Origin of the sequence: Bacillus safensis FO-36b, from assembly GCF_000691165.1 — a bacterium.
Taxonomy (GTDB): domain Bacteria; phylum Bacillota; class Bacilli; order Bacillales; family Bacillaceae; genus Bacillus; species Bacillus safensis.
Window position 1 is genome coordinate 1 of sequence record NZ_ASJD01000008.1, and the last position, 20,447, is coordinate 20,447.

Annotated in this window: 21 protein-coding genes and 2 pseudogenes; 18 read left to right on the plus strand and 5 right to left on the minus strand. The window is 40.5% G+C overall.

The features are described from left to right. Window positions 1–165: 165 nt before the first annotated feature. The 7 genes and pseudogenes from BA81_RS19670 to BA81_RS15000 all read left to right on the plus strand — a co-directional run bounded on the left by BA81_RS19670 (window position 166) and on the right by BA81_RS15000 (window position 6,790). Window positions 166–765 (plus strand): hypothetical protein, encoded by a 600-nt coding sequence (locus tag BA81_RS19670; RefSeq protein WP_080701235.1) that lies wholly within the window; start codon window positions 166–168, stop codon window positions 763–765. Between the two features lie 871 nt (window positions 766–1,636). Next, window positions 1,637–2,728: a Rap family tetratricopeptide repeat protein gene (locus tag BA81_RS14980; RefSeq protein WP_034283357.1), complete on the plus strand. Its 1,092-nt coding sequence runs from the start codon at window positions 1,637–1,639 to the stop codon at window positions 2,726–2,728. A 2-nt stretch (window positions 2,729–2,730) separates the two neighbouring features. Next, window positions 2,731–2,865, plus strand: coding sequence for a hypothetical protein (locus tag BA81_RS20080; protein ID WP_257787571.1), 135 nt, complete (start codon window positions 2,731–2,733; stop codon window positions 2,863–2,865). Window positions 2,866–2,990: 125 nt separating this feature from the next. After that, the gene (locus BA81_RS14985; RefSeq protein ID WP_034283359.1) at window positions 2,991–4,916 is read left to right on the plus strand and encodes a T7SS effector LXG polymorphic toxin; all 1,926 of its coding nucleotides are present in this window, start codon (window positions 2,991–2,993) and stop codon (window positions 4,914–4,916) included. Between the two features lie 5 nt (window positions 4,917–4,921). Then, window positions 4,922–5,404 carry an antitoxin YezG family protein gene (locus BA81_RS14990; RefSeq protein WP_034283361.1) on the plus strand — a complete coding sequence of 161 codons (483 nt, stop codon included), beginning with the start codon at window positions 4,922–4,924 and terminating at the stop codon, window positions 5,402–5,404. Window positions 5,405–5,574: 170 nt separating this feature from the next. Continuing rightward, window positions 5,575–6,303, plus strand: a pseudogene (locus tag BA81_RS14995) (DNA/RNA non-specific endonuclease); the annotation flags it as partial. Window positions 6,304–6,307: 4 nt separating this feature from the next. Continuing rightward, the gene (locus BA81_RS15000; protein WP_034283363.1) at window positions 6,308–6,790 is read left to right on the plus strand and encodes a TIGR01741 family protein; all 483 of its coding nucleotides are present in this window, start codon (window positions 6,308–6,310) and stop codon (window positions 6,788–6,790) included. Window positions 6,791–6,853: 63 nt separating this feature from the next. Here the strand turns inward: BA81_RS15000 and BA81_RS15005 are convergent, their stop codons facing one another. After that, window positions 6,854–7,315: a macro domain-containing protein gene (locus BA81_RS15005; RefSeq protein WP_034283365.1), complete on the minus strand. Its 462-nt coding sequence runs from the start codon at window positions 7,313–7,315 to the stop codon at window positions 6,854–6,856. A gap of 228 nt (window positions 7,316–7,543) precedes the next feature. Here BA81_RS15005 and BA81_RS15010 point away from each other — a divergent pair, with 228 nt between their 5' ends. Next, window positions 7,544–8,125, plus strand: coding sequence for an undecaprenyl-diphosphatase (locus BA81_RS15010; RefSeq protein WP_034283366.1), 582 nt, complete (start codon window positions 7,544–7,546; stop codon window positions 8,123–8,125). A 52-nt stretch (window positions 8,126–8,177) separates the two neighbouring features. Here the strand turns inward: BA81_RS15010 and BA81_RS15015 are convergent, their stop codons facing one another. Further along, window positions 8,178–8,549 carry an iron chaperone gene (locus BA81_RS15015; RefSeq protein ID WP_034283369.1) on the minus strand — a complete coding sequence of 124 codons (372 nt, stop codon included), beginning with the start codon at window positions 8,547–8,549 and terminating at the stop codon, window positions 8,178–8,180. Window positions 8,550–9,092: 543 nt separating this feature from the next. On the opposite strand from BA81_RS15015, the gene BA81_RS15020 reads away from it, so the two are divergent. Then, on the plus strand, window positions 9,093–10,205 hold the full coding sequence (locus BA81_RS15020) for a response regulator aspartate phosphatase (RefSeq protein ID WP_034283371.1): 1,113 nt from the start codon (window positions 9,093–9,095) through the stop codon (window positions 10,203–10,205). A gap of 454 nt (window positions 10,206–10,659) precedes the next feature. Continuing rightward, window positions 10,660–10,893, plus strand: coding sequence for a hypothetical protein (locus BA81_RS15025; protein WP_034283372.1), 234 nt, complete (start codon window positions 10,660–10,662; stop codon window positions 10,891–10,893). 34 nt (window positions 10,894–10,927) lie between these two features. Here BA81_RS15025 and BA81_RS15030 read toward each other — a convergent pair whose 3' ends face one another. Continuing rightward, window positions 10,928–11,623: a YoaK family protein gene (locus BA81_RS15030; protein ID WP_034283375.1), complete on the minus strand. Its 696-nt coding sequence runs from the start codon at window positions 11,621–11,623 to the stop codon at window positions 10,928–10,930. 67 nt (window positions 11,624–11,690) lie between these two features. After that, window positions 11,691–13,523: a DNA ligase D gene (locus BA81_RS15035; protein ID WP_034283377.1), complete on the minus strand. Its 1,833-nt coding sequence runs from the start codon at window positions 13,521–13,523 to the stop codon at window positions 11,691–11,693. Between the two features lie 115 nt (window positions 13,524–13,638). On the opposite strand from BA81_RS15035, the gene ku reads away from it, so the two are divergent. Both ku and BA81_RS19390 read left to right on the plus strand, forming a co-directional pair. Beyond that, window positions 13,639–14,487 (plus strand): non-homologous end joining protein Ku, encoded by an 849-nt coding sequence (gene ku, locus BA81_RS15040; protein ID WP_034283380.1) that lies wholly within the window; start codon window positions 13,639–13,641, stop codon window positions 14,485–14,487. 149 nt (window positions 14,488–14,636) lie between these two features. Further along, window positions 14,637–14,771 (plus strand): annotated as a pseudogene (locus tag BA81_RS19390) (spore germination protein); the annotation flags it as partial. 21 nt (window positions 14,772–14,792) lie between these two features. On the opposite strand, the gene BA81_RS15045 reads toward BA81_RS19390, so the two are convergent. Continuing rightward, window positions 14,793–15,236 (minus strand): DUF2188 domain-containing protein, encoded by a 444-nt coding sequence (locus BA81_RS15045; protein WP_034283382.1) that lies wholly within the window; start codon window positions 15,234–15,236, stop codon window positions 14,793–14,795. Between the two features lie 160 nt (window positions 15,237–15,396). Here BA81_RS15045 and BA81_RS15050 point away from each other — a divergent pair, with 160 nt between their 5' ends. The 6 genes from BA81_RS15050 to BA81_RS15075 all read left to right on the plus strand — a co-directional run bounded on the left by BA81_RS15050 (window position 15,397) and on the right by BA81_RS15075 (window position 20,354). Beyond that, window positions 15,397–15,870, plus strand: coding sequence for a VOC family protein (locus tag BA81_RS15050; protein WP_051627366.1), 474 nt, complete (start codon window positions 15,397–15,399; stop codon window positions 15,868–15,870). Between the two features lie 48 nt (window positions 15,871–15,918). Further along, entirely contained in the window at window positions 15,919–16,332 is a 414-nt protein-coding gene (locus tag BA81_RS15055; protein WP_034283385.1) for an Rrf2 family transcriptional regulator, read from the plus strand. A gap of 99 nt (window positions 16,333–16,431) precedes the next feature. Then, entirely contained in the window at window positions 16,432–17,283 is an 852-nt protein-coding gene (locus BA81_RS15060) for an SDR family oxidoreductase (RefSeq protein ID WP_034283387.1), read from the plus strand. Window positions 17,284–17,472: 189 nt separating this feature from the next. Then, window positions 17,473–18,195, plus strand: coding sequence for a (Fe-S)-binding protein (locus BA81_RS15065; protein ID WP_034283390.1), 723 nt, complete (start codon window positions 17,473–17,475; stop codon window positions 18,193–18,195). Between the two features lie 15 nt (window positions 18,196–18,210). Further along, window positions 18,211–19,632 carry a LutB/LldF family L-lactate oxidation iron-sulfur protein gene (locus BA81_RS15070; protein WP_034283393.1) on the plus strand — a complete coding sequence of 474 codons (1,422 nt, stop codon included), beginning with the start codon at window positions 18,211–18,213 and terminating at the stop codon, window positions 19,630–19,632. Further along, window positions 19,632–20,354, plus strand: a complete 723-nt coding sequence (locus BA81_RS15075) for a LutC/YkgG family protein (RefSeq protein WP_034283395.1) — start codon at window positions 19,632–19,634, stop codon at window positions 20,352–20,354. The genes BA81_RS15070 and BA81_RS15075 overlap by 1 nt, the downstream gene beginning before the upstream one ends. The last annotated feature ends 93 nt before the right edge of the window (window positions 20,355–20,447 follow it).

The following is a 20,447-nucleotide window of genomic DNA, read 5'->3' on the forward strand; positions in this document are numbered from 1 at the left end:
GGTGCAACCGGAGATACCGGTCCAACCGGAGATACTGGTCCAACCGGAGTAACTGGTGCAACCGGAGATACCGGCCCCACCGGAGTAACTGGTGCAACAGGAGATACGGGAGCCACCGGAGTAACTGGTTCAACCGGAGCAACCGGAGTAGGATTAACTGGCATCGTGGCACTTGATCCAGCAACAGATCCAACCTATCCTGTAGGTCAAGTGGTGACATATGAAGGCGGAACTTATGTCGTAAATACAGCACCACCAACCGGCACACCAGGTACGTCTCCAGATTATACGTTGTTGGCAGCCGCAGGTGTGACAGGATCCACGGGTCCAACAGGCCCAACAGGCCCTTTTCTTTCTAGCGGAGTATACACAGTTGCTGATACAAATCAAGTGATACCACATAATGGATTTGTTGTATTTACAACGGGTGCAGTTATTTCAGGAAGTGCGTTTTTTTACCAACAAGGTAGTGATACAATTACAATTAGAGAACCTGGTCTTTACTATGCTAGTTGGGGTGTAAAATTAGAAGCAGGTAGTCCAGCAAGTGCATTTGGGTTACTTAAAAATGATGGTGGTCTAAGTCCCTTTGGTATTGATGCTGGAGGCGGTAACTTAAGTTCTTCTAATATTATTATAGTTACAACAACACCATATACTATAAATCTAACAAATCGTTCTGGAGGAGATAGGACAATAACAGGAGATAGTACACTTCGTAGTGCATATATAACTATCATTAAATTTGCAGATGGATCATCATAAAATATAAAAATAGTTAAAAGCTTGTAGACAAAGTCTACAAGCTTTTTTGTATAATAAGCGTAATAACACAATTCTGTTGTAAGAGAGAAAACTCGGAAAACCACAAAAAATTTATGTTTCGTAATCTATCCTTGTAATTATAATATTTAAGAGCAACCAGTGTAAATAAAAAATGAACGAAACACAACTTTACAAAACGTATAGGCAAAATTAAAACAGACCCTACATGGTCTGCTTTTTTATGGGGACGGATTGGGGACCAACCCTTTCAGTTTTGTTCAGAAATGAAAATATTTATTCAGAAAGGCTCATCATAGAACCTTATTAAATCAGTCTTTTTCAGAGAACGTAAGTTTGCTTCGGGTGATGTCGTTCACTCTGCCAGCGTAGAGGTCGCTGACTCTAGCATAGCTTTTAGAGTATGTTCATTTCATGCTCCTTTAATACCCACAAAACGCTCACGAATCACCCAAAATTTAAAAATATTTTATGATCTTGTATTATTTTTTAGTATGAAAACCTCTATAAATCAAGGTTGATGATCTACAAAGACATATAAAGATAATATAAGTTATGATCCGCACCCAAGTACACCCGTAGGAACGCTATCAGTACTTTCTCTTCTTTTTTGTACTAAATCTATTTTTAGAAAGCTATGTTATTTCTTGTGTTACAAGATCCCTATGTATAATTCTGTACTGCCATGTTAATCCTCTTTTAATACACTCTACATAAACATACCTTTTATAGATAAGTATGTTTGCATTTTGCGGGATACCGAAAACTTTTAAAATGAACACCTTGACTTTACATATGTTGTAAATATCATGTTAAAATTATACAAAGGAAATGACAGCAAGGGGGTAATGGTATGTCGAATTTGATTTCTTCTGTAGATGTAGCAAACACTCTCAACAAATGGTATCTACATATTAAAAAGAGGGAAGTCTCACAAGCAGTAGAGTTGAGGGATGAGATTCAAGAAATGTTAGGCGAAATGGAAGAAAATCAAGATGTTTTACTCTATTTCAATATTCTTGATTACAGATTTAAGGTGCTTATGGAAGATTTAGTGGGTCAACCAACAATAACAGAAAGTGAAAGAGTCAAAACAGATGACATGCTAAGGTTTTACTTTTATCTTTTCAAAGGTATGTATGAGAGTGCAAAGAATAACTATTCAGAAGCCCTAGTCCTATTCAGAGTAGCTGAGAGACAATTAGATAAGGTACATGATGAAATTGAAAAGGCTGAGTTCCATTATAAAATTGGCACACTCTACTATTTCAATAAGGTCACGCTCCTTTCTCACCATCATCTACAAACAGCAAAGGACATCTACAAAGGTCATGAAGGCTACAGCATACAGACCATAAACTGTAATATGTTGTTGGCACTGAATTTGATTGATGATGGTAGACTAGACAAAGCTGAACGAATGCTTTTGGATTGTGTCGATAGACTGATTGAAAAGAATGATAAGAGATTGTTAGCGTTGGCTTATTATGATTTAGGCTTCCTCAAAATTCAGGATGACCACCATATAGAAGCAATTGAATATTTCAACAAAGCAATTTGCGCAGATGATCTAAAACAGTCAGCTCCTGTTTCATACTTACAATGTGCGTACGAATTTGCAAGATCAAGCTACAAATCAAATCAGTTGAATCAGGCAATAAGTTGGGTTGCTGAGGGGAAAAGCTTCTCTAAAGAACAGCAAAACACAAACTTTATTTTGAAATTCAATATCCTTGAGAAATGTTATACAACACCACGGGAAAGCTATGAGGACATCAAGAAAGGGCTATGTCTTTTGGAAGAAAGAAAGGCATATGTTGATATAGAGGCTTTAGCTCCTGATGTTGCCTCCATATATAAAAAGTTAAATCTTTATGAAGAAAGTAACTACTTCTTGGAATTGGCTTTGAAATCTTGTACGCTTATAGGAAAGGAGGTCATATGATCATGAAAAAAATAATGATGATGATTACTACCGCTTTGCTATTAGGTGCAATTCTTGGAATGCCTACTGGACAACAAACTCAGGCAGATGCTAAAAATGAGGTAGTGTTGCTTTTCTCTAGAGGTGCAGGGTCATAGAAAGGATAAGATTTAATCCATCACTACAGAAGATAATTGGTTAAAAAACGATAAAGTGGATTAAAGTGTCAGACTCCTTATGGTATTCTAGTAAAAGAATATTCCATAAAAGGAGTCTTTTTTATATGAAAATATTAGATGCTCCATCTTTACTGTCAGCTGTCGAACAAAGGTCAAAAGCCTATCAGGAGCTTCGAGACGAAATGCAGCATGTGAAAAAAGCATTAAAAAGTGTGTCGGGATTAGGTGATGAATTTACTGGAAAAGGTGCAGACAATATCAAAGCCTTTTATGAGGATCTTGCGCTTTACACAGACACTTATCTTGATTTTATTGATATGCAAAAAGCTTTTTTAGATGGGGTAAAAGGAAAGCTTGATGATGAATCGTTAGGCGGGAGTACATTTATTGATGAGCATTTCTTAGACGCTCAACTGAAACAAGGGATTCAGAATAATAAAGATATGGTCAAGGAACAAAAAGAAGCCCTATCCACTATTTTTGATGACATCAGTGATCTCATAGAACTGAATGTATTTTCAAGTAAAGAGGTCAATGAACATTTAGACGATGCCAATAAAAAAAGAAAAGAGGCAATTGATGCTGTACATAAATTAGATCATGCCCTAAAAACAGAATACGAAAAATCAGAAGCGATTGAGAAACATCTTGCAACTTTTTATGCAAAAATGATGGCTGCTACAGGAAAAGGGAAAAATGCGCAGCCAATGTATTACGATGCAAAAGCATTTCATGAGACAGATGTGTACAAGAATCATGATAAAATCGATGCACAGGTGAAAGCATATTTAAAATTGAAAAAAGAAGAAAAAGAGAAACGAAGAATCAAAGAATTGAAAGAAAAACTCAACGATCCTTCGTGTATATCAGAAGAGAAATACTTTGAGATTGTAAACGAAATTGGATATGAGAATCTTTCTTACGATCAAAAAATGTATTACAGCCAGCTTCTCCAGATCAAAGCGCAGGAAGAAGCATCAGAGGGGTTCGTTGATGTTGTAAAAGGTGCAGCAGTTGGTCTATATGATGTGGCCAAAGATACAGTAGTTGGCATCTACGATCTTGTGACAGATCCTGGAGGTGCCGTTGAATCGGTCGTAACGGCTGTTTCTCATCCAATTGAAACGTCGAAAGCGATTGGAAAGTCGATTTCAGACTCATTCCAAAAAGAAGTCGTCAATGGTGATGCATATTCTCGATCACACTGGTTCGCCTATGCGACTGGCTCTCTAGCAGAAATCGTCTTTGGTTCTAAAGGGGCAGGTGCCATCACAAAAACGGGGACAACAGCGGCCAAAACAACGGTGAAGAAAGGACTTGAACAAGGAGCAAAATCATTAGACAGAGTCTCTATTCCGAATCTATTGCCATACTCACCAAAGTTTCAAATGGCTGGCGGCCCGAAGCTGCCGTATAACGTGTTTGACGGAGAAAATCTCAAAAATAAACTCCTCTATATGGCAAAGCGTCTAGACAACAATTCAGGATACGGCATCTCTAAGACAGGCAGACGATTACCGGCACCAAAATCACCACCGACTGTTGTTAGCTACGGAGATCACTATGTGAGATGGAAACGGAAGAAAGTATTAAAACCGAATGTCGTTTATTCAACAAAGCAAGGCTACACCTACACAACCGATCACTACGGACGTATTGTCAAAGTCGAAGCAAGTGATTTAAAATACGGAGAGGTCAAAAGAAACCAATACGCTCAGTCCAATTCAGGTAAGCCAGATCGATTACTAGATGATGACGGAGGTCATTTAATCGCGTCTATTTTTAAAGGATCAGGCGATATTGATAATCTACTTCCAATGAATTCACAGATTAATCGAAGCGGCGGGAAATGGTATCAGATGGAGCAGGAATGGTTGTCTGCACTCAAGGAGGTTCCGCCTGAAAAAGTCTCTGTCTATATTGAGGCAGTCTACCATTCAGACTCCTTAAGGCCTTCAGCTTTCGAAGTAAAATATAAAATAGGGGAAAGCACAGATTATATTTATATAAAAAATGAGTATGGAGGTTAACCTTAGTGGAAACAAATAAAATGTCAGAACTCTATAAAGAAATTGCCGAGAATATACACGAAATCATACCAACTGAATGGCATAAAGTTTGGCTTTACTCCGAAGTGTTAAATGATTCATCAGAGGTTGCTTTTTATTTTTGCACTGATGAAGAGAAATATTTCTATGGCCATAATATTCCTGACGACTTTCAAGTTAGTGAACGAGTATACGTTAATATTTTAATTAGAATGCAAGAGTTATTCATACAATTGAGAGAAGAATTTATAAAACATAATGAACAGGTATGGACAACAGCTACCCTTGAACTAGATCACACAGGAAAGCTATCAATTGAATTTGGTTATGATGATGTCTTAAATTCAGGTTTAAATGGATCACAAAGAAAAGCCATATGGGCATATGAGAATTTAGGAATATACCCAAAAAGAAAATCGGTTAGGGAATTTCTCGAAGAATATATAAAAAATAAAGAAGAAAACAACTAACACATTGCCCTCCTAATTTAAGGAGGGTTATTTATTGTTGAAGAAGATGTTGAAAGTGATACAGGAGCTTTTGGAATCTTACTTAGTGACGTTTTCTTGAAAGTGTTTAAGGTGAGAGGTTAAAAAACACCCTCTATTGGGGTGTCTTATTTTTATTGGCTATTTTCTGTACGATGAAGAAAGGCCTTGAACAAGGAGCGAAATCATTAGAAAGAGTCTCTATTCCGAATCTATTGCCTTACTCACCAAAATTTCAAATGGCTGGTGGCCCGAAGCTGCCGTATAACGTGTTTGACGGAGAAAATCTCAAAAATAAACTCCTCTCTATGGCAAAGCGTCTAGACAACAATTCAGGCTACGGTATCTCTAAGACAGGCAGACGCTTACCAGCACCAAAATCCCCGCCAACCGTTGTCAGTTACGGAGATCATTATGTGAGATGGAAACGTAAAAAAGTTTTAAAACCAAATGTTGTTTATTCAACAAAGCAAGGTTACACCTACACAACCGATCACTACGGACGCATTGTCAAAGTCGAAGCAAGGGATTTAAAATACGGAGAGATCAAAAGAAACCAATATGCCCAATCCAATTCAGGAAAGCCGGATCGATTATCAAAAGATGACGGAGGTCACTTGATTGCCTCTATTTTTAAAGGGTCTGGGGATATTGATAACCTTGTTCCGATGAGTTCACAGATTAATAGAAGTGGCGGGAAATGGTATGAGATGGAGCAACGGTGGTTGAAAGCTTTGAAAACCGATCCACCTAAAACTGTGACTGTTTCAATAAAAGCATTTTATGAATCCGATTCGTTAAGACCATCTGAATTCCTAGTCAAATACAAGATAGACGGAAGAGTTTATACAGACACAATATATAACAGACCAGGAGGATGAACAAATGGAAACAAAAGAGATGGAAAGCTTATATAGAGAAATAGCCAGAAATTTAAATGAAATGATTCCAGTGGAGTGGGATACAATTTGGATGTATGCAGAAATGTTAGATGACTCTGCATCTGCTCTCTTTTATTTTACGGTTCCTAATAAAGAGGAATATTTTTATTCACACAATATCCCAGATCAATATCAGGTTAGTGAAGACATATATGATAGCCTGTTGATTAACTTACAAAGAAAGCTAAGACAGTTGAGGGAAGAGTATACTAAAGAACAATCAGATAAATGGACAACTGTAAAAATGAAATTGACTTATTCAGGAAAAATGTCAACAGATTTTGGTTACGATGATGTATTTTCTTTAGGTATTGACAATATACAGAGAATAGCAGTTTGGGAATATGAAACGTTTGGATTTTTACCCGATGATGAGGAAGATAAAGAAGCCGTATTAAATTATATAAAAAATAAAGACGATAACTAACGCACAATACCCTCCGATTAAGGAGGGTATTTGTCATATATGTTTCATAAAACCTCATTTCCATTATCTAAACCGATAAACCGTCACTTCACAATCACCCAGCACCTCTTCAATCATCTCTTCCACAATCGTCCAATCGCCACCAGCCAATCCGCAGCCGATCCCGTATGGAATGGCGATGGATGTTTGGTTTTTCTCAGCAGGTGATTGTGTCACTGTATCCTTTAGGTGTTGAAAGCAGCTGCGTAAGGCATCGTAGTCTGTTTGCTTTCTTGTTCTTCCGTATCCAGCTTGGGCAAATAAGTTGGCAATTGTTTTTCCGTCTTTTGTTGTGATGAGTTGAACGGAGCTTAACAAGTCATCTCCTTGTTCTGTACATAACTGTTTATAATCTTTGTACACATTCGGATATTTGCTTTTGATCTGTTTTGCTAATCCAGCGCCCATGACTCCTTTACAGTTCACCTGGTGACAGATGATGTCTTCGCTTGCCTCTAAAATGTTGCCATCCACCGTTTTGATCATATGATGTAACCCCTTTTTGATAAAATGCAAACTTATGTTCTATTATAACAGTTTTGTTCCTGTGATTTAATAGCTTTTGATGAGTTTTTAGTTAGTACACGATGTTCAGGTGACAGCAAAGTGACAAACATGTCATATGATTCCATAGTTTGTTCGTTCGATCGATGGAGGCAGACATCTCATTTCAATTATCTTTATCATAAATCAAGTAAAAAGGGATGAAATGAGATGCAGAGACTTAATGAAGATTTATTTAGGTGGGTGAATCAGTTCAGTATCGATCATGGTTACTTGAATCCGATATTTATTGGACTAGCTGAATATACAGTGCTGCTGGCAGCGCTCATGTGTCTGTTCGTATGGTTTCAAAATCGCAGCAGGTACAATAGGGCGATGGTCGTATCTGCCGGAGTGACCTTCATATTGGCAGAGTTACTTGGGAAAATCGCAGGGCTCCTTTATTTCAATCAGCAGCCCTTTGCAGAAATGAGCCACGTCAATCTTTTGATTCAAAAGGAAGTGAATAACTCGTTTCCAAGTGATCATACCATCTTTATTTTTTCAATTTGCCTGATCTTTTGGCTGTTTCACAAACGCCATATGTATTGGCTGATCATTGCGTGTGCTGTTGGTTTTTCAAGGATTTGGGTAGGTGTTCATTATCCATTAGATGTCTTAGCAGGAGCTGCTATAGCGTGTTTAACAGCCGCCGCCGTTGTATATTTGCCGCTATGCCAAAAGAGCGTAGATGCCCTCTTGTCATGTTATGAATGGCTTGAACAAAAATTGGTAGGGAAGAGAACAAAATAACATTGTTGCAGCAAAATACCCCGATCTGTTAACGCTGAGATCGGGGTACTGTTTATTTTCGCCAAAACGTTGAACAATCCGCTTTGTCTTCTATATTAAATTCGATGATTTTTTTTAGGAGAGGATAATCAACTGGCAAGCTTTCTTTCATGCGAAACAGATTTTTCCCATGATCGTACCCAGCTTGTACAATGTCAGCTGAAAATTGATCAATTCCTTTTGCTTCTGGTGCGACAGAAATGTGATGTTTTGTCACGCTAAACCCAATAATAAATGTGCCGTGATCTGTGAACATGGGCTGATTCCAAGCAATTCTTGGCTCTAATTGAGGGAATGTGTCTTCTACCCATTGTAAGATGTCTTGAGTGCGCTGCTTCAGCTCTGGGTTACCGATTTTGCTGATATATTCTTCAAACACATGCATGATATTTTATCCTCCCAATCCATCTACCTCATAAGCCTCAGACGGGATTCGAACCCGCACTCCTTTCGTAAGCATAGGCTAGGGGCAACACGCTTCCCTACGGAATTTCACCGACAGGAATTTCACCTGTCTCAGCTCATGTGCTTTTCGGTGCTTCTGAAACCCTTGCCTTGCGACCCGCCAGCTACAATTTGTTTTACGGCGCTCTTCCCTTCTAGAGCTACTGAGGCGTGTAAGTGATTGATCATATTATATAAAGAAATTGGATAAATGAAAAGCTGCTATGAACCAACATAAGATTAGAAAGTCTCGACATTGGGCTTTTTTCATTTCATCTCGAGATGTTTATTTTAAAAAAAGGCGGAATTTTTTCGCAAATATCGTTGACTAGGAGAAAGAAACGCACTTTCAATGGAAACGGTTGTTGAAGATTCAAGTGATTCATATTAAAATGATGTCAAATGGACTAATTAGCAATTGCTAATAGAAGTTCCATATTTAGTGAATTCATGTGTTTTAGCTGAAGGTGATTGGGGGTGTAGAATGAGCAAAGTTCCTGTTGCGGAATTGGCATCACTATTAAATGACTGGAACATGGAAATCAAAAAAGATCATGCAGATGAGGCAGAACGGTTATTTGCCAAAGCGAAACAAGCGGTAGAGGAAATTGACGATGCGGATATCCTCATATACTATTCTCTTCTTGAGAAGAGGCATCACATTCTGATGTACAATTTAAGAGGGCAAAAGGGCAATGTTTCAACGAAAAGCATAGAGGGTCATTATGGAAAAAAAGAAGATGACCTGTCTAACCGTCTTGCCTATTATTTTGATTTTTATGAGGGTGTGTATGAGCAGCATCAAGGTAATTATGAGGTTGCATTGCAGATGTATCAAAGTGCTGAAAAGCTCTTAGATAAAATTCCAAGTGAGATCGAACGTGCTGATTTCGATTTTAAAGTGGCATGGCTTTATTACCGGCTCAGTCATATTATGCTCTCACTAAGCTATATCCGCAGAGCGCTCCACGTCTATAAGCGGCACAAGCAGTATGAAAGAAGAACGGCCCTTTCATACTCTCTTATAGCAGCGAATCTAACAGAGATCGGCCGGTATGAAGAGGCGCTTGAGAATTATCGTCTGGCAGAAAAAGTTTTGACAAGCGAGCAGGATGATTTTATGCTGGCTCAGCTTCATCACAATGTGGCCATTTTATATTCATTTTGGAATAAACCGAAGGAATCGATACGTCATCTTGAAAAAGCACTGTCTCATCAAGAGTATTATGATTCAGATTTCTTTTTCCATTCTACGTATCTGATCAGCCGAGAACTCTGTGTGATTGGTGAAAAGCAGCGTGCAAGCCAATATATAGAGGCTGCATATGCCAGAATGAAAGATGCTTCTCATGAAGTGTTTCAGCTAAAAATAGGCATCGTACATGATCTTTACTTAACGCATGCACCGCAAAGATTTCAGCAAATTGATGAGAAATTAAGAAAGTTAGAAGAGAAGAATGAATATCATGAAGTAAAAGAGCTATCACAATTTGCAGCAAAATATTGTGAAAAGCAAGCACTTTATGAGCAGTCTGTTTTTTACTTGAACAAAAGTTTAGAAGCGGATTTACATATGAAAAGAATGGGGTTGATTTAAGATGAAAACAGGATTAAAAGTATTATTCGTTGTAGGTTTAGCGGTCGCTGCGACTGTTCTGACGCAAAACGTTACAGGTTCTTTCGAAGTTGCAGAAAAAATCATTGGTGGTTAATACCATTTATCTCTCGCCCTTGTTGATATCGTCAGCAAGGGTTTTTTGTGTTTTAATAGGCTCTTCTTATTAAACGCTGCAAGAACGTTTAATAAGAAGAATTCGCAACAAAGGGGGTGTGCAAATTTATTACCTGCTCTATTATTCTAAATAAACATAGGGCAGAGCAACAAGTTAAAAAGGTCACTTTTCTTTGCTTAATTTAATTTTTTGCAGGACTTTTCATTCAAATTTTATCAAATTGGTCTAATGTACATAGAAGGAAAGAAAAAGCAGGAGCACCGCCCCATTTGTCATGCATATGATGAGATAAGGTCTAATTCGAAGGCAGGTGATTGTATGTATCCACGGGTTTATGGTGGTTTTCATGGAGGCGGATTTACAGGAGGGGGAGCACATATTGGGCCGGTTGGTTCCCATATCGGCTTCGGCGGGTATTATTTGAGCCCTGGTGTGTTCTCTGGCTTGGGAGGTTTTCCGGGGTACGGGGGATTCGGGACATTTTCTGGATATCCGTATGGCTCTACGTTCATCATGGGACGCCCTCCTGGTTTTTATGTGAGGAGTTATTAGTTTAAGAGCACAATAATTGAAATAGCCAGAGAGGCTATTTCAATTGGTGAAAGTGCTTTAATGCAGCAGTTATCACAATGACCCCTAGGATGATGATAGGCAGCCAGATGATGATAAATGGATCGTAACGATCTGTATATGCAGCAATAGCTGCACCTAGGCAGTAGAAGACAATAGAGCCTATTCGCATCAAGCTTACAAGCTGGATAGGGGCCTTTCTTTTTTCCCGGTATGATATGCGCTGAGCTGCATCTTCAAATAGGTTAGCAAGTGTACTCGTGAGAACGGTTGTGGAAATGCCAGCAACATTCAATTTACGAGCGGCTGCTGTCTGCATGCCCATAGCCATACTTAAAAGGATGATCAGCATAAAGTAAGCACCTTGTGTATAAGGGAAAAAGGTCATGAGAGCAAATAGAAGCAAAATCATCAATTCGATGATAAAAATGCGTGTAACGGCTTTTGGCCAAAACGTTTTCTCATGCTTTCCGCCTATCACAACTGCAAGTAAAACCCCTAAAACGAACCCACTTAGAGCAATGATGGAATGAAGGGCTGTTAGCTGCAAGGAGCTTCCTGCTGCAATGCCAAGCAGCACAATATTACCTGTCATATTGGCTGTAAACACATGCCCTAGGCTTAAATAGCCAATCACATCAACAATTCCTGCGGAAAGACATAAGAAAACCAAAGCTGTATTTCGAAATGAATGTGCGGTCAAAATAGTCATTCCTTTCTTCCTCTCTAATGAATAAGTGTAACGCTTTATGACCGCGAATGTCCATCTGATGAGATGGTCACATGTGTGCAAGCTGATGTAAGACTTGTCTAAAAGTATCATCATTCACAAGGTGCCTCATGCGGCGGAACGGATCGCCCTTTTCCTTTAAACGCTCTATAACAGCCGGCATCGTAAAAAGAGAAGGATGAAGCTCATCATGATAGAGTTCGTCCCATTCAAGCGGTGTCGCAACAAGTCCAAGCTCATTTCCTCTTGGGGAATATGGAGCGATGATTGTTTTCCCAGCATCATGCTGAATGTAGTCTAAATACAAGCGATTGCCGCGGTTTTTCTTAAGACGTTCCAGAGTAAAAAGATCCGGTGCTTGCTCACATAAAAATTGGCATATAAACGCGGTGAATTGTCTTGTTTCTTCGTATGTGAAGGCGTTTTTCTTTAAAGGAATATAGACTTGAAGCCCTTTACCTCCGCTTGTTTTAATAAAGGCTGTGAGGAAAAGCCCGTCTAAAAGCGCTTTGATTCGTTTAGCAGCTTCTATGGCTAGATGAAACTCATTTACAGATGGCGGGTCCAGATCAAAGACGATTTCTGTCGGCCGATCCGTATCTCTTGTTTCAAAAGGGATATGAAATTCCATTGCCAGCTGGTTGCCAAGCCAAAGAAGCGTACGAGGATCATTACAGACCGTGTAAGAAATATCATCAACTTCATCTGTCAAAACAAAATCCGGCGCATAATCAGGTGTCGACTTTTGATAAAAGAATTCATCTCCAGTGCCGTGCGGATACCGAATTAAAGTAAGACGCCTTTCACGTAAAAAGGGCAAAAGGTAGGGAGCCGCTTGTCTTAAATAAAGTAAGTAATCTGCCTTGTTTAGTTGAAGAGCCGGGACAATCGGTTTCTCAGGGTGAGTGACGTCTATAGCAGCAGGGAGTGGATACAGCTGTTTGAGCATGTGCTGAAATGTACATGCTGCTGGATCAGCATCTAGTAAAAAGGAAGAAAAACGCGGCTCTCTTAACGCCGATCCATCAAAGGATATACAAGCAATGCTGGCAACGATAGAAGGAGGGATTTCGTATAATGATCCTCCTGTTAACTGGCCTTTTGTCTGAAATAGCGTACGCAGTGTTTGTTCTTCTTCTTTAGAAAATCCATGCTTGAATTGTACAACCTCGATGAGAGCCGCATCTTGATAAATGGAACCTTGGAAATAGCCATTTTCCTTGTCAAAACGGGTGACAATGACAGAGACATACCGCCAGTTTTTCATTTTCAGCCATTCTTTTGAACGAGTATTGTCATGCCATTTACTCATCTTTTTTTTCGCTACTAGTCCTTCTGCTAAATACATCGTCATCACGTTTTTCATGTATTCAGAGTCTGGATCTGTATGAATGACCTGCAAAAGGGAAGGGTGCTCAAGCTGAACTGATGAGGGGAGCTTTGCTTCTTGGAATAATTGCTGCAGCTGATTTTTTCTTTCCATCAACGGTGAATCAACGATAGGTTTCCCTTTGCAGCTTAATAGATCGAATGCAATAAAATGACATGGAAATCGTTCAGCCTGTCTTTGGATGGCTTCTTTGTTTTTCAGCCTGCCTCTTTGCTGAACCTTCGCAAACTCGCTTTGCTGTTCACTCAGTAAAAAGACCAATTCTCCGTCAAGCGTCAGCGGTAAATAAGGAGCAAATTGGTCTCTTAATTGTTCGCACTGCTCCATCACTTCAGGAAATTGCTCATTTAGCCGTTTTCCGGTCCTGCTTTCTAAACGCATCTCGTCTTCTTCCCATACAAGAATAGCCCGAAAGCCATCATATTTTAATTCATATACCCAGTCTGCACCGGCAGGTATATCATGTGCAGGTGTTAATCGCATAGGTTTCATTGTGCATGTCACTTCCTTATATCATGTGTTCTTAGAGTGGGATGAAATTTTCAATCACATACATAAGTCTGATGAAAACATTACATAGTAAGGAGAAAAGAACGGAGGAAGCGCGATGCATACAGTATGGAAAGGCGGCATTAGTTTCGGATTGGTCAATATTCCAGTCAAGCTGTTTACCGCTACAGAGAACAAAGACATTAAATTAAGACAGCTGCATAAAGAGTGTCACACGCCCATTAACTACAAGAAAGTATGTGCCAATTGCGGTGAAGAGGTAGCGCCGGAACAAATCGTCAAGGCGTATGAATATGCGAAAAATAAATTTATTGAATTGGACGATGAAGAGCTGGAAAAACTGAGAAAAGAAAATGAAGAAAAAGCCGTTGAAATCATTGATTTTGTGAAGATTGAAGAGATTGATCCCATCTATTATGAAAGAAGTTACTTCTTATCACCGGATACTGGCGGAGCAAAGGCTTATTCATTATTAAGAAAAGCTTTAGAGGAATCGGGGAAAATTGGTGTCGCAAAAATTATGATCCGCTCAAAGGAACAATTAGCAATCGTTAGGTGCTATGAACATATTTTGCTGATGGAGACCATTCATTTCCCTGATGAAATTAGACAAGTATCAGATGTACCGAATATCCCCCAAGAGGAGAACATTGTAAAGAAAGAGTTAGATACAGCGCTCCTTTTAATCGAGCAGTTGACCACGACATTCGATCCAGCGGCATATCAAGATGAATACAGAGATCAGCTGATGAATTTAATTGGCGATAAAATATCTGGAGAACATACCGTTCAGCCGGAAACGACAGGCAAAAAAGATCCTGCAGCCAATGTGACAGATTTAATGGCCGCACTACAGGCTTCGATCGACCGATCAAAACCAGCCAAACCGAAAAAAGCAGCACCTAAGAAAAGAAAAACACCAGCGAAAAAAGAAAAGAATGCATAAAAAAGACCGCTGACAAGCGGTCTTAAATTGTTGACAAAAGGCTAAAATGATCTTTATTTTAGCCTTTTGTTTTCATTCAGCGTGATAGAAAACCTTTGCAGCCCTAGGAAGGGCGAGTACCGGAGTGGAGCGAATTTGACATTCGTGAGACGTCCACCATCAGGATGCTCCGTTTCCCGCTCATGTTTATGGCATCGATGTTTGGATTTATTGGCATTTCATTTGGGCTCGCCATTATTCTCATGAATTTATGCCGCCTAGAATCACTAGGGGTGCCATATTTATAAGACCGCTGACGAGCGGTCTTATTGCGGCTTTAACACATCCTGAATCGTCCCATCTTTTCGATGAATGACAACGGATGTTCCTTTATTAGCTGAAATCTCCTTGGCCCGGTCAATTGCTTCTTGTTTTGTTTCTTTGACCTCACTTGCTCGTTTCGCTTTCTCTGTTTGAACCGCCCAGCCTTCCTTGTGTTTCACAACATGCTGCGCCTGATCCATGAGCTCTGGTCTTGCGGAGCTGCTGTTCTCAGAAGGTTTGACAGAACCATGAGAGGAGAAATTTTCTACCTCTTTCTCCGTTGCGTTCTTTTTCCACTCTTTCGCTTGACTGATTGCAATTGGAATGGCTCTATTTTCCTCATAGCCTTCCTGAATCATTTTATTGGCAATCTCAAGCGCTTTTATTCGAATGACGTTGTCTAATGATTGAAATGAAGCTGGATAATCGTTCATCGTCCAAGGCATAAGAAACGCTCCTTTCTTTTATTTGAACACCTTCCCCCATCTGTAATGGATCAAACATACAAGTTCTCTCAAACCAATGATGGGGATAAAATACATCGTTTTGCTGAGGCAGAATCTCATCAATTCCCGCAGAATAGAAGGTAGAAAAGGAGTGATTTTGATGATGATGAAAGGTTTGTATGAAGCACATTTACCTGTGAGTGATTTGAAGGCATCGATTGCGTTTTATGAAAAATTGGAATTGACACTTGCTCATGAAAATGAACGAGTTGCTTTTTTATGGATTGAGAAAGGAAAAAGCTGGCTTGGCCTGTGGAAAGTAGATATAAACAATTTTCCATACCATCCCTCGACTCGGCACGTTGCCTTTCAAATTACAACGTCCAGTATCGAACAGATCAAGACCTGGCTGATTGAAAGAGGCATCAACATTCACCCAATGTTTGGTTTTTCAGAAGAAAAACAGCCTTTAGTTCTCGATAATCCGCCGCAATTTCATGCAGCGATCTATTTTCTTGACCCAGATGAGAATCTGCTTGAATGCATTGCGCCGCTTGAACTTGATACAGCAGACAACTACGATATCATGACATATGAGAACTGGGATCGAAAGAAAAATCCGTTTATTGATTGACAAAATCACTCATTGTAACTATAGTGATTACAACGGTGGTGAAAGATTGTGAAACAAATTAGCAGCAGGTATCCGATTGCTGTTCATATTGTGTCATTTATTGCAGGTGTTCCAAAAGAGTGTACAGGTGATTTTATTGCAGAGAGCGTGAATTCAAATCCTGCCATTGTTCGAAAAATGATGGCAATGCTCAAACGGGCGGGTCTCATTGAAATTCGCCGCGGAGTAGGCGGTGCTTATTTAAAAAGACCGGCTGAGGACATCACACTCTTAGATGTGTACCGTGCTGTGGATGTAAGCGAGGATGAAGAATTATTTAACTTTCATCAGCCCGTCATCGCATGCCCGATTGGTCAAGCGATGGATACGAGACTGCGGCATGAACTAAAAGAAGCACAAGCTGCACTTGAGAATCACCTAAAGCAAGTGACAATTCAGCAATTATTAACAGAGGCGGAATAAAAAAGCTCGTACATCAGAGCTTTTTTATACCTTTGTTGTAACCATTTTGATTATAACGAATGCCATCACCGTTGAACGAAAAATGAGGAGGTCAAACAAATGAAGTTATTAGTAACAGGCGCAACAGGACAACTCGGATCGCTCGTCGTCAAGCATTTGCTCACAAAAGTACCGGCTGAACAAATTGCAGTCAGTGTTCGAAATCCGCAAAAAGCAGCACATTTGAAGGATGCTGGGGTGGATGTACGCCGTGGAGATTTTACTCAGCCAGACACCCTGACATCAGCATTTAAGGGCATTGATCGTCTGTTGATCATTTCAACAGCGGATGGTGACCGCGTCGAGCAGCATAAAGCAGCAATTGAAGCGGCGAAAGCAGCAAATGTGAGGTTTATTGCTTATACAAGTGTTGTCAATGCAAGAGAGAGTCAGCTTGTCCTTGCACATGACCACGCAAAAACGGAAGAAGCCATTCTGGCCTCTGGCATTCCTCATGTATTTTTAAGAAACAACTGGTATGTTGAAAACGAAAAAGATACGATTCTGGCGTCAGTCAGCGGCGCGCCATTTTTAAGCCCTATTGGCGAAGGAAAGGTTGGCTGGGCAACAAGAAATGACTACGCAGAAGCGGCAGCAAATGCGTTAACACTTGCCGTACATGATCAGGAGATATATGAACTGTCAGGACCGCTTCGGACGCATAGTGAACTTGCACAAATTGTTAGTAAGGTGAGTGGAAAAGAAATCAAAGTAGAAAAAATAGATGTAGACACATTTGGAGACTTTTTAGGTTCAAATGGTGTACCAAAAGAAGCAGTGCCATTTGTCAAAGCCATTCAAAGCGGCATTCGCGATGGTGCTTTAGCTGTTGAAAGCCAAGATTTCGAAACATTACTAGGCCGTCCGTTAACACCTATTGAAGAAAGAATTCGTGAATTGATTTCAAAATAAACATCAAAAACGCCCTATGAAAAGGGCGTTTTTTCATTTAGTCACACGAATCATAAGGACAAATTTTAGACAAATCACTTCGTTGAAATTTCAGAAATTTGGGATTAAAATGAAATTAAGGTCTGATATTGAGTCATCAGATGACCAGAATGATGAATCAAAATGCAGCAATAGAAGGGAAGTTCGCCGATGAAAGTCCATTTATTCGTTACTTGTTTAATTGACACGATGCAGCCAAATGTTGGAAAGGCGACAGTGGAAGTATTGGAAAGACTCGGTGTTGAAGTGGAATTTCCAGAAACACAAGTGTGCTGCGGGCAGCCAGCCTTTAACAGCGGCTATACAAAAGAGGCAATCAAAGCAGCGAAAAACATGATCAAAGCCTTTGAATCAGCTGAATATGTTGTGACACCATCAGGTTCGTGCAAGGCGATGTTTTTAGAATACCCTCATCTTTTAAGAGAAGACCGAGTGTGGTCGGCCAAGGCTGAGGCACTTGCCGCAAAAACATATGAATTAACAGAGTTTATTGTTGATATATTACACGTGACAGATGTAGGCGCGAGCCTGAAAGGAAACGCAACCTATCACACCTCTTGTCATATGACGAGACTGCTGCGCATTAAGGAGGCGCCTTTTACACTGTTGTCAAATGTCAAAGATTTGACGATGAAACCATTGCCCCGCGCAGAAAATTGCTGCGGATTTGGAGGAACCTTTTCAGTGAAAATGACCCCTATTTCTGAGCAGATGGTTGATGAAAAAGTACAAAGCATAGAGGAGACAGGCGCCGAATATATCATTGGTGCTGACTGCGGGTGTCTGCTGAACATTGGCGGGAGGCTGAACCGTCTTGATAAACCCATTCAGGTCATGCACATCGCAGAAGTATTAAACAGCCGCGGACTTTAAGAGGAGGAACGGCACATGAGTATGAAAATTGGAGAAAAGGCCTTTAAAGAACGGATCGGGGATGGCTTAGAAGACGCTGTCATGAGAGGTGCTGTCTCCTCAGCACAGGAACGCCTGTATGAAAGGCGGCTATCTGCGAGCGAAGAGCTTGGCAATTGGGAAAAGTGGCGTGAGCTTGGCGAGGAAATCAGGCAGCATACGCTGACGCATCTTGATGATTACTTATATCAATTAAGTGAAAATGTAAGTGCACGCGGAGGCCATGTCTTTTTTGCGAAAACAAAGGAAGAGGCATCAGCATATATTCAAGACGTGGCACAGAAAAAAGCAGCCAAAAAGGTCGTCAAATCAAAATCAATGGTCACAGAAGAAATCGAGATGAATCAAGCGCTTGAAGAGATCGGCTGCGAGGTAGTCGAAAGCGATCTTGGTGAATATATTCTGCAAGTGGATGACCATGAACCGCCTTCACATATTGTGGCACCCGCCCTTCATATGACGAAAGAACAAATACGGGAAGTATTTCATGAAAGGCTTGGGTATGAGATGTCAGACACACCTGAAGAAATGACGAGTTTTGTGAGAGCCCTCTTGCGTGAAAAATTCCTCGAAGCTGATATTGGTGTGACCGGCTGTAATTTTGCAGTGGCCAACACAGGGTCCATCTGCCTTGTGACAAATGAAGGGAATGCAGATCTTGTCACGGCTATACCGAAGACGCATATTGCCGTTATGGGAATGGAGCGGCTTGTTCCAACAATGGAGGAACTGGATGTCCTTGTGGGTCTTTTGTGCAGGAGCGCAGTCGGTCAAAAATTAACTAGTTATATTTCTGTCGTGGGACCAAAAGGAGAAGGAGAAGTAGATGGACCAGAAGAATTTCACTTGGTCATTGTGGACAATGGGCGGTCAAATATATTAGGAACGGCCTTTCAGCCTGTTCTCCAATGTATCCGGTGCGCAGCCTGCATCAATGTATGCCCGGTTTACCGGCATGTTGGCGGACATTCGTACGGTTCGATTTATCCGGGGCCAATCGGAGCTGTTCTTTCGCCGCTTCTTGGCGGCTATGATGACTATAAAGAGCTCCCCTTTGCATCAAGTCTGTGCGCAGCCTGCACGGATGCTTGTCCAGTGAAGATTCCGCTTCACGAGTTATTGATTAAACATAGACAGGTGATCGTAGAAAAAGAGGGCAGAGCGCCTAAAGCTGAAATGATGGCGATGAAAATGTTTGGTATGGGGGCATCGTCTCCCGGAATGTATCAATTTGGAACAAAAGCAGCCCCTGCGCTCTTGAATCGTATGGCTTCAAACGGACAAATTTCAAAAGGGATAGGCCCTTTAAAGAATTGGACAGATATTCGTGACCTGCCAGTTCCAAGTAAAGAAAGATTCAGGGATTGGTTTAAAAAGAGACAAAAGGAGGAGAAGTGATGAAGGGGACCATATCTCACCGAGAGTCGTTTCTATCTCATATCCAGCAGCAATTAGGCAAAAACTCCTCCCCAACTGCATCAATTCAGCGTCCGGAATGGAGGCATCAAGTCCAGTGGGAAACAAACGGAAGTTTGTCTAAAGAAGAGCTAGTCGAGCAATTGAAAAAGCAATGTCAGCAAATTCACACAAGAGTGGTCGAAACAACACCGGAGGAAGCGCCCTCTGTATTACGATTATTGATAACAGAATATGGTGAGGGTGCTGTGATGACATCGCGTGAACGGCGTTTTGAACAATATGGTTTCCTCCCTATGTTTGACAGCTTGCAACAGGAAGGAATCTCCATCACCAGCTGGAATACAGATGCATCAAGAGAAGAAAAATTAAGGCAGGCAGAACAAGCGAAATATGCAGTTGTGTTCAGTGATTATACCCTTGCAGAATCAGGTACAGTTGTCCTTTCATCCCACCAAGGTCAAGGAAGAGCGCTGCATTTTTTACCGATGATATATATCGTGTGTATAGAGAAAAGCTCAATTGTTCCGCGGATGATTCAGGCTGTTTCGGCTCTCAATCGCTCAGTAGAAGAGGGGGAGCAGGCGAAAGGCGCCATCCATTTTATATCAGGTCCAAGTAATTCTGCCGATATTGAAATGAATTTAGTGGTGGGGGTTCATGGCCCAGTTCAGGCCGTTTATCTGTTAATAGATGATGAATGAAGGCTTTCGTCATGAAAGCTTTTTTTCATCCAGAAAGCTCGAGCCAGTTTTAAAAAATCATCTTGCCACTAGGTGAATGGACATAGTAAGATG

Excerpts from the sequence above, each read along its gene's own strand:
- BA81_RS14980 (WP_034283357.1), top strand. The coding sequence starts at position 1,637 with ATGTCGAATTTGATTTCTTCTGTAGATGTAGCAAACACTCTCAACAAA.
- BA81_RS20080 (WP_257787571.1), top strand. The coding sequence starts at position 2,731 with ATGAAAAAAATAATGATGATGATTACTACCGCTTTGCTATTAGGTGCA.
- BA81_RS14985 (WP_034283359.1), top strand. The coding sequence starts at position 2,991 with ATGAAAATATTAGATGCTCCATCTTTACTGTCAGCTGTCGAACAAAGG.
- BA81_RS15000 (WP_034283363.1), top strand. The coding sequence starts at position 6,308 with ATGGAAACAAAAGAGATGGAAAGCTTATATAGAGAAATAGCCAGAAAT.
- BA81_RS15005 (WP_034283365.1), bottom strand. The coding sequence starts at position 7,315 with ATGATCAAAACGGTGGATGGCAACATTTTAGAGGCAAGCGAAGACATC.
- BA81_RS15010 (WP_034283366.1), top strand. The coding sequence starts at position 7,544 with ATGCAGAGACTTAATGAAGATTTATTTAGGTGGGTGAATCAGTTCAGT.
- BA81_RS15015 (WP_034283369.1), bottom strand. The coding sequence starts at position 8,549 with ATGCATGTGTTTGAAGAATATATCAGCAAAATCGGTAACCCAGAGCTG.
- BA81_RS15020 (WP_034283371.1), top strand. The coding sequence starts at position 9,093 with ATGAGCAAAGTTCCTGTTGCGGAATTGGCATCACTATTAAATGACTGG.
- BA81_RS15025 (WP_034283372.1), top strand. The coding sequence starts at position 10,660 with ATGTATCCACGGGTTTATGGTGGTTTTCATGGAGGCGGATTTACAGGA.
- BA81_RS15030 (WP_034283375.1), bottom strand. The coding sequence starts at position 11,623 with ATGACTATTTTGACCGCACATTCATTTCGAAATACAGCTTTGGTTTTC.
- BA81_RS15035 (WP_034283377.1), bottom strand. The coding sequence starts at position 13,523 with ATGAAACCTATGCGATTAACACCTGCACATGATATACCTGCCGGTGCA.
- ku (WP_034283380.1), top strand. The coding sequence starts at position 13,639 with ATGCATACAGTATGGAAAGGCGGCATTAGTTTCGGATTGGTCAATATT.
- BA81_RS15045 (WP_034283382.1), bottom strand. The coding sequence starts at position 15,236 with ATGCCTTGGACGATGAACGATTATCCAGCTTCATTTCAATCATTAGAC.
- BA81_RS15050 (WP_051627366.1), top strand. The coding sequence starts at position 15,397 with ATGATGATGAAAGGTTTGTATGAAGCACATTTACCTGTGAGTGATTTG.
- BA81_RS15060 (WP_034283387.1), top strand. The coding sequence starts at position 16,432 with ATGAAGTTATTAGTAACAGGCGCAACAGGACAACTCGGATCGCTCGTC.
- BA81_RS15065 (WP_034283390.1), top strand. The coding sequence starts at position 17,473 with ATGAAAGTCCATTTATTCGTTACTTGTTTAATTGACACGATGCAGCCA.
- BA81_RS15070 (WP_034283393.1), top strand. The coding sequence starts at position 18,211 with ATGAGTATGAAAATTGGAGAAAAGGCCTTTAAAGAACGGATCGGGGAT.
- BA81_RS15075 (WP_034283395.1), top strand. The coding sequence starts at position 19,632 with ATGAAGGGGACCATATCTCACCGAGAGTCGTTTCTATCTCATATCCAG.